Annotated in this window: 9 protein-coding genes and 1 riboswitch; of the genes, 2 read left to right on the forward strand and 7 right to left on the reverse strand. The window is 62.6% G+C overall.

Translation table 11 applies throughout. The features are described from left to right. Positions 1-120: 120 nt before the first annotated feature. Together H621_RS0115655 and H621_RS0115660 are read right to left on the reverse strand one after the other, a co-directional pair. A complete protein-coding gene (locus H621_RS0115655) occupies positions 121-1,719 on the reverse strand; it encodes a BCCT family transporter (RefSeq protein ID WP_028944317.1) in 1,599 nt (532 codons plus the stop codon). A 195-nt stretch (positions 1,720-1,914) separates the two neighbouring features. Beyond that, the gene (locus H621_RS0115660; protein WP_028944318.1) at positions 1,915-3,006 is read right to left on the reverse strand and encodes a tartrate dehydrogenase; all 1,092 of its coding nucleotides are present in this window, start codon (positions 3,004-3,006) and stop codon (positions 1,915-1,917) included. Between the two features lie 98 nt (positions 3,007-3,104). Here H621_RS0115660 and H621_RS0115665 point away from each other — a divergent pair, with 98 nt between their 5' ends. Further along, positions 3,105-4,019, forward strand: a complete 915-nt coding sequence (locus H621_RS0115665) for a LysR substrate-binding domain-containing protein (protein WP_028944319.1) — start codon at positions 3,105-3,107, stop codon at positions 4,017-4,019. Between the two features lie 106 nt (positions 4,020-4,125). On the opposite strand, the gene H621_RS0115670 is transcribed toward H621_RS0115665, so the two are convergent. The 4 genes from H621_RS0115670 to lpxO all read right to left on the reverse strand — a co-directional run bounded on the left by H621_RS0115670 (position 4,126) and on the right by lpxO (position 8,682). Beyond that, positions 4,126-6,267, reverse strand: a complete 2,142-nt coding sequence (locus tag H621_RS0115670) for a TonB-dependent receptor (protein WP_028944320.1) — start codon at positions 6,265-6,267, stop codon at positions 4,126-4,128. 107 nt (positions 6,268-6,374) lie between these two features. Then, positions 6,375-6,580, reverse strand: a riboswitch (cobalamin riboswitch). Between the two features lie 85 nt (positions 6,581-6,665). Beyond that, complete coding sequence (locus tag H621_RS0115675) at positions 6,666-7,223, reverse strand: GNAT family N-acetyltransferase (RefSeq protein WP_028944321.1); 558 nt, start codon at positions 7,221-7,223, stop codon at positions 6,666-6,668. A gap of 83 nt (positions 7,224-7,306) precedes the next feature. After that, positions 7,307-7,651, reverse strand: coding sequence for a carboxymuconolactone decarboxylase family protein (locus H621_RS0115680; RefSeq protein ID WP_028944322.1), 345 nt, complete (start codon positions 7,649-7,651; stop codon positions 7,307-7,309). Between the two features lie 131 nt (positions 7,652-7,782). Beyond that, complete coding sequence (gene lpxO / locus H621_RS0115685; RefSeq protein WP_028944323.1) at positions 7,783-8,682, reverse strand: lipid A hydroxylase LpxO; 900 nt, start codon at positions 8,680-8,682, stop codon at positions 7,783-7,785. A 176-nt stretch (positions 8,683-8,858) separates the two neighbouring features. On the opposite strand from lpxO, the gene thpR reads away from it, so the two are divergent. Next, positions 8,859-9,407: an RNA 2',3'-cyclic phosphodiesterase gene (gene thpR, locus H621_RS0115690; protein WP_028944324.1), complete on the forward strand. Its 549-nt coding sequence runs from the start codon at positions 8,859-8,861 to the stop codon at positions 9,405-9,407. 141 nt (positions 9,408-9,548) lie between these two features. Here thpR and H621_RS0115695 read toward each other — a convergent pair whose 3' ends face one another. Continuing rightward, positions 9,549-11,990, reverse strand: a complete 2,442-nt coding sequence (locus H621_RS0115695) for a TonB-dependent siderophore receptor (RefSeq protein WP_028944325.1) — start codon at positions 11,988-11,990, stop codon at positions 9,549-9,551. Positions 11,991-12,051 lie beyond the last annotated feature (61 nt).

Consider the following 12,051-nt stretch of genomic DNA (forward strand, 5'->3'; position numbering starts at 1 on the left):
AGGCAAAAAAATTTGCCTGCCTTTCTACCTGTTAGGAGCGGCGGTGCGACGTCTCGACGTGCCCCGCGATCGGGTCATCACTGACCCATCGCATCGCGGGGCAAGCCCTCTCCCAGTTTTCTAGTGAACGGCAGCGGCACTGCGTGGCGCTTTCTCGGCAGGTTCCTCACCAGCCATGCGCGCCGCTTCTTCTTCGATGCGGAAGGCCGGCATCTGGCCGTAGTCTTCGAACATCCATTTGAAGAAGCCGTAGATCTTCACCAGCAGGATCACCATGAACGGGATCGCGGTCAGTACCACGGCAGTTTTCATGGTCGACAGCGAAGCCTTGGCAAACAGCATGGCCAGCGGCACCAGGGTCAGCACCACGCACCAGAACAGGCGATGGGTGGGCGTCGGGTCGTCGCCTTCACGCAGGTTGCGGGTGCTGGTGGCCGCCACCGCATAGGCCGCGGCGTCCATGTGCGAGGCGCAGAAGATCGCCATGATGAACAGGTACACGCCCAGGAACACCTGGCCCCACGGCAATGCCAGCAGCAGGTGGGTCACCGCCGATTCGCCGCCTTGCTCGCTGAGCATTTTCGGCACATCCACGGCACCGGTGATGAACTGGTGCATGCTGTAGCTTTCCAACGCGCCGAAGAAGAACCAGCAACCGAAGCTGCCGCCCATCAGCAGGGCCAGGACCACTTCCTTGATCTGCCGGCCACGCGACACGCGGGTCACGAACATGGCCACGCCGGGTGCGTAGGACACCCACCACAGCCAGTAGAACACCGTCCAGTTGCGGGTGAAGGCGCCGTCACCGGCAGGGTCGGTGAACAGGCTCATGTGAACGTAGTTCTGGATCATCAGGCCAATGGAGTTGGCGGTGTTGTTGATGGTGAACTGGGTCGGACCGACCAGCAGTACCACCAGCGCAAACACCAGCGCACCGATGCAGACCATCTTGCTCAGGCGCTGCAGGCCACCGTCGATACCGATGTAGGAACTGAGCGAGAACATCACCGCCACGCCGCCGATCACCATCAACTGCACGGTGAAGGTGTCCGGGGTGCCGGCCAGGTCATGCAGGCCGCGGGTCAGGGTCGAGGCGGTGAGGGCCAGGGATACGGTCAAGGCGCCCATCATGGTCAGCAGGAAGATCAGGTCGACGCTGCGACCCACAGGGCCGGTGGCCTTGAAGCCGGTCACTGCTTCGACGATCGAAGCCAGGTTCAGGCCGCTCTTCTTGCGCACGTGGAAGTGGTAGGCCATGGCCAGCGAGGCGAGGGCATAGATCGACCACGCACTGATGCCCCAATGGAAGAACGAGTAGCTGATGCTGTACTCGAGCGCCTTGGGGGTGGCTGCGGCGATGTTCAGGCCTGGGGTCTGGTAGTAGTAGGCCCACTCCATCACACCCCAGTAGAGGGTCGAGGACCCCATGCCGGCGCAGATGAACATGAACATCCAGGTGGCGGTGGCGTATTCGGGCTTGCCACTGCCCAGGCGGATGTTGCCGTATTTGCTGAAGGCCAGGTACAGCACGGCCAGGGAGCTACCGAACACCAGTACCTGGACGCTGGTACCGAAGGTGCGGGTAGACAGCTCGAACAACTGGTTTGCCGCGCTTTCGGCCTGGCCCGGGAAGGCTGCAAGGCCAATCACGGTGAGCAGCACGGCTATCAGGCTCACGGTGATCAGGAACACATCAATCTTTTTATTCTTGTGCGACATCATCGTCTCCTGGACGTTGGCGTACTTATATACCCGGCAGGCAACCGGGGTGTTGCGGTCTCGCTCCTTCCTTGGCCGTTAACTAAAAGTTAACGTGAATCTTTTGGTTAACAGATTTTGCATTCAATCCACGCCGCTCGCAAGAGGGGCCGGGGCGTTTTGTCAGACAATTCTGATAATCGGCCCCGGCGGACATCACGCCTGGACCAGATCGGTGATCGCCTGACCCACCTGCTGGGTGGATTTCTGGCCGCCCATGTCGCGGGTGGTGTCACCGGCGGCGATGACCTGCTCGATGGCCTTGAGGATGTCGTCGTGGGCGGCGCGGTAGCGCGGGTCGCTGCCGTCGTTGCCGAGGAAGTCGAGCATCAGCGCACCGGACCAGATCATCGCGATCGGGTTGGCGATGTTCTTGCCGTAGATGTCCGGGGCCGAACCGTGGACCGGCTCGAACAGCGACGGGAACTTGCGCTCGGGGTTGAGGTTGGCCGATGGCGCGATACCGATGGTGCCGGCGCAGGCCGGGCCAAGGTCGGAGAGGATGTCGCCGAACAGGTTGGAGGCTACCACCACGTCGAAGCGGTCCGGCTGCAGCACGAAGCGGGCGCAGAGGATATCAATGTGCTGTTTGTCCCAGCTGATATCCGGATAATTGGCAGCCATGGCGGCGGTGCGCTCGTCCCAGTAGGGCATGCTCACGGCCATGCCGTTGGACTTGGTTGCCGAGGTGACGTGCTTGCGCTCGCGGGTCTGGGCCACGTCGAAAGCGTACTTGAGGATGCGGTCCACGCCGCGGCGGGTGAACACCGACTCTTGCAGCACGAACTCGTTCTCGGTGTTCTCGAACATCCGCCCGCCCAGGGACGAGTATTCGCCTTCGGTGTTTTCGCGGATCACCACGAAATCGATGTCGCCTGGCTCACGGCCGGCCAGTGGGCACGGTACACCCGGGAACAGGCGCACCGGGCGGATGTTCACGTACTGGTCGAAGTCGCGACGGAACTTGAGCAGCGAGCCCCACAGCGAGATGTGGTCCGGAACCTTGTCGGGCCAGCCGACGGCGCCGAAGTACAGGGCGTCGAAGTCCTTCAATTGTTCAAACCAGTCGTCTGGCATCATCTTGCCGTGGGCCAGGTAGTAGTCGCAGCTGGCCCACTCGAAGAATTCGAAGCTGATGTCCAGGCCGTGCTTGCGGGCAGCGGCCTCGACCACGCGGATACCTTCGGGAAGAACTTCGTTGCCGATACCGTCGCCTGGGATGGCTGCGATTCTGAACGTCTTGCTCATGGGGGCGCACTCGTTGTCTAGGGAACAGATGCGAGCCATGCTATAAGGGCTTTAATCAGAGATAATCTCGCCTTTCATGGATTCTTAGTGTACGAAACGTGAATAATCTTCCTAGCCTCGACGACCTCAATATCTTTATCCAGGTGGCCAAGCGCGCCAGCTTCGCGGCAGTGGCCGAAGCGCTGGGCATGTCGCCGGCATTCATCAGCAAGCGCATCCGCGTACTCGAACAGGACCTTGACGTGCGCCTGCTGCACCGCACCACCCGACGGGTGACGGTGAGCGAGGAGGGCGAGCGGGTGTACCAATGGGCGCAGCAGATCTTCGACGCGGTGCAACGCATGGGCGACGACATCAGCGCCCAGCACCGCGAGCCGGCGGGCCAGTTGCGTATCGCCAGCAGCCTGGGCCTGGGTCGTCGCTTCGTGGCGCCGGCCCTGTCGGAGCTGGCCGAGCGCTACCCGCGCCTGGATATCCGCCTGGATGTGCATGATCGCCTGGTGGACCTGATCGAGGAGGGCGTTGACCTGGATATTCGTGTCGGCAACGTGATTGCGCCGAACCTGATCGCCAAGCCACTGGCGAAGAATCGACGCGTGCTGTGTGCTTCCCCCGCCTACCTGGCGCGGCGGGGCACGCCAAAGGTGCTGGCCGAGCTTGCCAGCCACGATTGCCTGGTGATCAAGGAGCGCGATCATCCCTTCGGCATCTGGCAGCTGGAAGGGCCCAATGGCGAGGAAAGCGTACGGGTGACTGGCAGCCTGTCGAGCAACCATGGCGAAGTGGCGCACCAATGGTGCCTGGACGGGCGGGGAATCTTGCTGCGCTCATGGTGGGATGTGCATGACAGCCTGGCCGATGGGCGGCTGGTGCAGGTGCTGGGGGAGTATCACCAGCCAGCGGATATCTGGGCGGTGTACACCTCGCCCTTGGCCAGTTCGGCCAAGGTGCGGGTAGCGGTGGAGTTTTTTCGCCAGTACTTCGCCGAGCGGTACAGCCTGCCGTCACTGTAGTGCGGTGTTTGTACGAGCGCTGCGCGGCCACAGGAGCCTGGTCGGCAATCTGTGGCCGCTGCCGAGGAACGAGGTGGCGATGGGCTGCGCAGCAGTCCCGATCAACTCAGAAGCTGTAGTCCAGGGTCGCAAAGTACGACCGAGGCTCACCCATGATCCACTGCTCGCTGCTGTGCGCGACGGCCGCATAACGCCGGTCGAGCAGGTTGTTCAGCTGCAACCCAAGGCGCACATCCGGCAGCACCTGCCACCCCAGGTTGGCATCGACCACGGTAAAGCCTGGTACGGTCTGGGAGTTGGCGGTGTCGGCATAACGCTCATCGACATAACGCAGGCCCATGCCGGCATCCACGCCATGGCCCAACCCTTTGTTCACCCACAGGTTGGCAGTGCGCCGTGGTACGTTGCTCGGGCGGTTGCCGGCGCGTGAAACCGTCTGGCCGCCCACGGTCTGGTCGAAGTCGTCATACTTGGCGCGTACCACCGAGGCATTGGCCGAGACCTGCCACTGGTTGGCCAGGGCCAGTTCCAGGGTGGCTTCCAGACCCTCCGAGGTCTGCTGTCCGGCCTGTTCCTTGAGGTGGGTGACTGGGTTATCGACCAGCAGCTTTTTCTTGACGATATGGTAGGCCGCGAGGGTCCATTCGCCACGGCCGTCCCAGAACAGTTGCTTGAGGCCGAACTCGGTCTGCTTGGCTTCAGTCAGGTCGAAGTTCTGCTGGGTCGGGCTCAAGGTAATCAGGTCGCTGACGCCGTCCTCACTGGTGGAGTACTGACCGTACAGCGACAGTTCGTCCGTAACGGCAAACACCAGGCCGGCGCGCCAGTTGCCACCGCCCAGGCTGCGGTCGCTGCGGGTGTCGTTGACCAGGTTGTCGCGGTCGATGTGGTTCTGGTCGCGGCGGATGCCGGTTACCAGCGACCAGCGCTCCGACAGTTGGGTGCGGTTCTCGGCGAACAGGGCGAAGGTGCGGGTGGTGCTTCGGGTTTGCGGGCGGGTCGGGTCCTGGCTGTGGAAGTAGCCCGGTGCCGGGTTCCACGGGTCGATGTAGTCGCCGCCGATGTCGTTATACGGTGAGTTGCTGTCGATGCCGAAGCGGATGCGGTTGTATTCGGCGCCGACCACGGTCTTGCTGGCCAGGCCGAACAGCGCGTGGTCGAAGGTGAAGCTCTGGCGGTCGCCGATCTGCTCCTGGTGGTGCTTGATCTCCAGGTAACTGCCACGCTCCAGTTGCCCCAGGTCGCTGTGCCAGGTGTAGTCCTCGGCATTGCGCCAGTGGCGACGGCTCTTGAGGTAGTACAGCTGGTTGCTGGCGCTGATTGACTCGCTGATGGCCCAGTCGGTGTTCAGGCGGGTCCATTCGTCGTGGTAGCGCTGCACGTCATCGCGCACGTTGTAGTTCTTCTTGCGCAGGCTGTCGCGGGAGTGGCCGTCGATCAGCGGCGTGCCGAAGTCGTTCATCGGCTCGGCATCGCCGCGCTCGTGGGCCAGGGTAAAGCTCAGGTCGTCGCTGGCATCGAAGCGCAACGCTGCGCTCATGGCGCGGCTTTTGGAGTCACCACGATCGACCCAGCCATTGCCGTGCTGGTCATTGAGGGTGATCCGGTAACTCAGGCGCTCGCTCAGCGAGCCGCCGCTGTCCAGGCCCAGTTGCTGACGGTCGTCGCTGCCGTAGCCCAGGCGCAGGTGGTTGCGGATGTCGCCGGCAAAGGGTTTTTTCGGGATCACGTTGACCACCGCACCCGTAGCACCTTCGCCGTACAGCACAGAAGCCGGCCCCCGGATGATGTCGATACGCTCGACCATCCACGGGTCGACCGGGAAGGTCTGGGTGCCGGCGCCGGTGTACATGCGCGAACCGTCGAACAGGGTCATCACCGAACCGTGGCCGGTGAAGCCGCGCGCCGACAACGCGGTGTTGCCGTTGCCCGGCGTGCCCACAGAGGTGATGCCGGGGGAGCGAGTGACGGCAGCTTGCACGGTGCTGTTGTTGCGACCGTCAATGGCCTCGGCGCCCAGGCTGCTGGTGCTGGCCGGAGTGTCCATGGCGCTCAGGTTCAGGCGTGAACCGGCGGGCAGGGGCGTGGCCAGGCTGATCGGGTCGTTGTCGCTGGTGCTGGTGATGGCCGTTGAAGGTAGGGCCAGGGCAGAAGGACTGTGTTCTTCAGCGAAGGCCGGCAGCGAGAGTGCCAGGCAGGGGGCCAGGGCATTGGCCGCCAGGGAGTGAAGCTTGGAGTTACGGGACATGTCGTTCCACAATCAACAGGAATGAATGAATCCCGGAGGGAACAACGCATGGAGGAATTGCGCGCGCAGGCGAACGCAACCCGGCCTGCGCCCGCCCACCGCGGGGTTGCCAAACAAAGCTTCAGGCCGGTCTCCGGGCTTGCGAGGGTCATGAAGGCCTTCACCTTCCCATGCCGAGGCACAGTGGTGTTTCGAAGGCTTCGCTCGCTTACCGTTGCGGGGGCAGCGCCGGACTAGTCACGAAAGTGACGCACCGGCTTCCCGTTTCACCCTGCGCACGGCGGCGCAGGACACCTGAAACTGGCGCGCATGGGAACATCGAATGCCTTTGCAGTCAATGCGTTACGCGCAAATGCATCGCGGGGCAAGTCGAGACGTCGCCCCACGAAAAATGAGGGTCAGCGTCCGCGCTTTCGCGACACCACCGCCTCGATGTTCTTGCGCCCGATCAGTTTCGGCTGTGCAGGCTCTTCCAGCCACTTGTACATCACCAGGCTCTCCACCAGCCCGAGCCGGGCATGGCGATACGCCCTCGGCAGGCGCCCGACGATTTCAAAACCCAGCTTCTGCCACAAGGCCACGGCCGCTTCATTGCTCGACACCACCGAGTTGAACTGCATGGCCAAAAAGCCCTGCTGGCGTGCCAACTGCTGGGAGTGTTCGCACATCAGGCGTGCCACGCCACGACCGCGGGCGGCCTCGCAGACCATGTAGCCGCAATTGCTCACGTGGCTGCCGGGGCCGGCGGCATTGGCCTTTAGGTAGTAGGAACCAAGTAGTTCGCCATCCTCCTCGGCCACCAGGGTGTGCAGCGGGGACTCCAGCCACAAATGACGCGCCTGTTCCTGGCTCAGGGCCGGTTCGAAGGCATAGGTTTCGCGGGCGCTGACGATGGCCTGGAAGGTCGGCCAGAAGTGTTCGAAATCAGCGGCGGTCATGGGGCGGAGGGTAATCATGGCGGTTCCTGGCAACGTGAACCGCGAGTCTGAAAGTGTTGGAGCCGGCATGCAACTGTTTGTGCAGGCCGGCTCCCATACGTTCAGTTGTCGACCTTGCCTACCGCATCCATCGCCCGCGCCGAATACACCAGCGCCGCACCGGCATTCATGGCCACGGCCACGCCCAGTGCCTCGGCGATTTCTTCACGGGTAGCGCCTTGCTTGACCGCCTGCGCCGAGTGTACGGCAATGCAGCCGTCGCAGCGGGTAGTCACGGCCACGGCCAGCGAGATCAACTCACGGGTCTTGGCATCCAGGTGGTTGGTCTTGGCCCCGGCGCCGCTGGCGGTCATATAGCCGTTGACCGTGTCGGGGGACAGTTGCTTGAGGTCGCCGATACCGGCCATCAACTGCTTACGGTAGGCGTCCCAGTCCATCATGCTCATCGTCTTCACCTTGTGCTGTTGGCAACATGAACAGTGAAGCTAGTTTTTCAATCGACGGGGCGCCGTTGGTCGATGGGCCTGAAACGGTAGGACTTTGGTAGGAGACGACGCACCGCCGCTCCTACAGGCCATCAGATGTAGATGAACACCAGCACCAGCGCAGCCACTACCGCCCATTTCTCCAGGTAGTAGCGGGTACGGTTGCGCTTTTTCATCGCCTTGCCACGCTCACGGATCTTGTAGATACGGGTGAACAGGCGGTTGATGCCCCCGGTCTTGTCACCGGCATCGTTGGGGGCTGCCGCAGCAGCCATCACCTTGCGGCTGAACCAGCGGTTGAACGCGGTCGCCCAGCGGTACTTGAGGGGGCGCTCGACATCGCAGAACAGAATGATGCGGTTGTGCTCCGTCTGGTTGCTGGCGTAGTGGATGTAGGTCTCATCGAACACCACCGCCTCGCCGTCGCGCCAGGCATAGTTCTCGCCGTCCACGCAGATATAGCAGGCGTCATCGTTGGGGGTATCCAGGCCCAGGTGGTAGCGGTAGGAGCCGGCATACGGGTCACGGTGGCGAACCAGCTTGGAACCGGGCGGCAGGGTGGCAAACATGGCTGCCTTGACCGTACCGATGCCTTGCAGCAGTTCGGTGGTGCGCGGGCACAGCTTCATGGCCGACGGATGGCTCTCGCCGTACCACTTCAGGTAAAAACGCTTCCAGCCACTCTTGAAGAACGAGTTGAAGCCGACGTCGTCGTAGTTCTTCGAACTCTTGATCTCGCCCACATGCAGCAACTGCTGGGCCTCGGCGCGAATCTCTTGCCAGTTGTCCTGCAACGGCTTGAGTTCGGGAAAGCTTTCGACCGGCAGGTAGGGTTTGGCCGGGAGCTTGGAAAACAAGTAGAGGAACACGTTTACCGGCGCCAGGAAGCTTGAGTGATCGCCCAGCTGACGGGTGACTTTGTGCCGCACACGACCACGAAAGTGGACGTAGGCAATCGAGAATACAAACAACAGAACAAGAAAAATTTTCATGGGCGGATACTTGTCGATGTGGCGATGCGCCATGGCATAAGCCAGCCAGCATAAACAATCGGGCCTGTAGTTTGTACTAAATGTTACTGATCCAGCGCCCGACATTAGTCCCACACGCAAAGGTTTGCTGTAGCGATTAAGCTCAAGGTTCGAGGCAAACAGGGAGAGAAGAGGTAATGGTAGAAACACTGGAATCCGGCGAACCATTCAAGCGTTTGTTCTTCGCCTTGGCGTGCGAGCCCGCGCAGCGCCGGGACATCGCCCGCTGGCGCAATGAACTGGGTAGCGGCCTTGGGCGGCCGGTTCCATCGGTCAATTTTCACCTGACCCTGATGTTTCTGGGCTCGGTCGCCACGGCGCAATTGCCGGCGATCCTGGCGGCCGCCGCTCAGGTCAAGGTGCCGCAAAAGCCGTTGACGGTGATGCTCGAGCGGCTGGAAGTGTGGCGCCCAGCCAAAGCCCTGGTGCTGGTACCAACACAGCCACCTGCCGCCTTGCGCCAATTGGCATACGCCCTGCAGCAGGCCATGTTACCCCTGGGTTTTACCGATGCTCCGCGAGAGTACCGGCCACACCTTACCCTGGCCCGCGACTACCACGGCCCGGTGCCGGAGGCGCAGATCGCGGCAGACTTCATTTTGCGTGCACGGCACTTCACCCTGTACGAGTCGCGCAGGGGTCGCTACCTGCCGCTGGCGCAATGGCCGCTGGAGGTTCAGGCCTGAAGAATGGTTGCCTGAACTGCGACCGTTGCACGGCCGGTCGCAGGCTGTCGCCAGCGGCTACAGGCGCTTGTAGCCGCTGCCGAGGAACGCGGCCGCGATCGGCCGCGCGGCGGTCGTGGTGACGTCTCCCCTCGATGCGATCTAGAACTGCGGGGTGTACTTCACGGTAAACATGAAATTGCGCGGCTCACCGAAGTTGTTGTTGCCATTGAGCTGGTTGTAGGCCGCCACGTAGTAGCGTTTGTCGAACAGGTTCTTGCCGTTGACCGCCAGGCTTACTTCAGGTGTCAGCTGATACGCCACACGCGCATCCCACACGGCATAGCCGGCTACATCGTAGGTGTGCTCGTAGCCCAGGGTGTGGGTTTGCGCGGTAAAACCAAGGCCGGCACTGACCTTGCTCCAGTCGCCCGGCAACTGGTAGTCGCTCCACACCCGCAGCATGTGCTTGGGCGTCCAGGTGCTGAACACCTTGCCTTCGTTGTCCGGGTCATCCAGGTATTTGGTGGTGTTGTAGGTGTAGCCGGCAAACAGTTGCAAGCCGGTCAGTACTTCGCCGCTGATCTCTGCCTCGATGCCCTGGCTGCGGACCTTGCCGGAGGCGGTGGAGCAGTACCAGTCGTCGCAGGCAAAGCCGGACGCGAGGTCCTGGGTCGCGCGGTTTTCCTGGTCGAGGCGGAACACCGCCAGCGAGGTGTTGACCCGTCCGTCGAACAGCTCGCCCTTGATACCCATCTCGTAGTTGCTGCCAATGATCGGCTTGAGCACCGAGCCCGAGGCGTCACGCTCCGATTGCGGCACGAACACGTCGGTGTAGCTGGCGTACACCGCCCACTCGCGGCTCAGGTCATAGACAATGCCCACGTACGGAGTGACTTCGCCGGACTCCGTGAGGGTGCTTGGTGCGTTGACCGTGGCGGCATGGGTGAAGGGGGCGTAGTTGGTCGATTCGTAGGTCTGGTCGAACCAGCTCACCCGTGTGCCCAGCACCAGCGTCAATGGCTCGGCCAGCTTGACCCGCCAGCTGCCATACAGGCCTTTCTGGCGAACGTCATAGGCACTGCCGATGCCGCGACCACCTGCGTTGGCCAGCAGGCTGTCGTAGTCGATGTCAGGGCGGTGGTGATCGATATCGAAGAGGGTGTCGTCGCTTTCATTGAACGTGCGCGCCATCAGGTCATCGGTGGTCAGCTTGGAGTAGTTGCCGCCCAGGGTGACTTCCTGCTCCAGGCCGAAACCTTCGAAGCGACCGACCACGTTCATGTCCACGCCGACTTTGGTGGAGTCGAAGTCAGTCACCCAGTCGGCGTAGGTGATGCCGCTTCCGTCGAACTCCAGGCCCTCGCCGGTGGTTTGCACACGCTGGTGAGCCGAGGTGTTGGTCTCGCTCATGCGCAGGGCGGCAACACGAAACTTCCAGTCGTCGTTGAAGCGGTGCTCGAGGTCGGCGTACAGGGTGGTGACGTCGATTTCCGAATGGTTCCAGCGCGAACCACTGAAGGTGGAGCGCGATACGTCCAGGGGGCTGCCGTCGGTATAACGCGGCAGGCCGCGCAGCATGGGGCGCGACTCGGCGTCGGAGCGGCTGACAGCCAGGCCCAGGGTAGTGTCTTCACGCACGTCGAAGTCCAGGGCGCCGTAGAGCGAGTGGGTCTTGCTCCACTCGTAGTCGATGAACGAATCGCTCTGGTCTTCATCGGCCACAAAGCGTCCGCGCACGGTACCGGCGTCGTTCAGCGGGCCGCCGGCATCCAGTTGCAGGCCGTAGTGGTCCCAGCTGCCGGCCTTGCCGGTGAGTGTGACGGTGGGGGCGCTCTGGCCGCGCTTGCGCACCAGGTTGACTGCACCACCCGGGCTGCCGGTGCCTTGCAGCAGGCCGGAGGCGCCGCGCAGCACTTCCATGCGGTCGAAGAAGATCAGGTCCTGGGTGGCCCAGTTGCCCAACGAGTAAGTGTTGCGCGGAATCGGTACGCCGTCGTATTGCCAGTCATCGATCTGGAAACCGCGCGAGGAGATGATCAAGCCCGGGCCCACGCCCTGCAGGCCGACCAGACCGGTGGTTTTGTTGACGGCGTCCTTGAGGTCGACGATGTCCTGGTCGTCCATCTGCTTGCGGGTCATCACCGAGACTGACTGGGGAATTTCCTTGAGGCTGTGGCTGCCCTTGCCAATGGTGGTCGCCCGTGCGGCGTAGGAGCCCGAGCCCTCGGTGGTGGCGTCCAGGTTACTGTCGTTGATGCTGGTAGCGCCCAGTTCCAGGGCATCGCCGGTATCAATAGCGGGCAACACACTGAAGTTGCCCTGTTCGGTCACCAGCAACTGCAGGCCGCTGCCGGCCAGGGCTGTTTGCATGGCCTGGGCGGCACTCATACGGCCGCTGACGGCAGGCGCTCGCTTGCCCTGCACCAGCGCCGGGTCGAGCGACACGATGCGCCCGCTCTGGCTGGCGATGGCGTTCAGGGTGCTGGCCAGTGAAGCGACGGGCAAGTTGAAGCTCAGGGTCTGTTCCTGGGCGTGGGTAGCGCTGGCCAGCGTGGCCAGGGCCACGGCGACAGGCAGGGCGTGGGACCAAGGGTTGAGCACGGATTTCTCCCGATTATGTTGGCGTTGTCAGGAGATAGGTGCGACGAGAAATGAAAACCGG

The sequence above is a fragment of the Pseudomonas vranovensis DSM 16006 genome, assembly GCF_000425805.1.
In the GTDB taxonomy this organism is placed as follows: Bacteria; Pseudomonadota; Gammaproteobacteria; order Pseudomonadales; family Pseudomonadaceae; genus Aquipseudomonas; species Aquipseudomonas vranovensis.

Coding starts and splice junctions, on each gene's coding strand:
- H621_RS0115680 (WP_028944322.1), bottom strand. CDS start 7,651: ATGAGCATGATGGACTGGGACGCCTACCGTAAGCAGTTGATGGCCGGT.
- H621_RS0115670 (WP_028944320.1), bottom strand. CDS start 6,267: ATGTCCCGTAACTCCAAGCTTCACTCCCTGGCGGCCAATGCCCTGGCC.
- H621_RS0115655 (WP_028944317.1), bottom strand. CDS start 1,719: ATGTCGCACAAGAATAAAAAGATTGATGTGTTCCTGATCACCGTGAGC.
- lpxO (WP_028944323.1), bottom strand. CDS start 8,682: ATGAAAATTTTTCTTGTTCTGTTGTTTGTATTCTCGATTGCCTACGTC.
- H621_RS0115660 (WP_028944318.1), bottom strand. CDS start 3,006: ATGAGCAAGACGTTCAGAATCGCAGCCATCCCAGGCGACGGTATCGGC.
- H621_RS0115675 (WP_028944321.1), bottom strand. CDS start 7,223: ATGATTACCCTCCGCCCCATGACCGCCGCTGATTTCGAACACTTCTGG.
- thpR (WP_028944324.1), top strand. CDS start 8,859: ATGGTAGAAACACTGGAATCCGGCGAACCATTCAAGCGTTTGTTCTTC.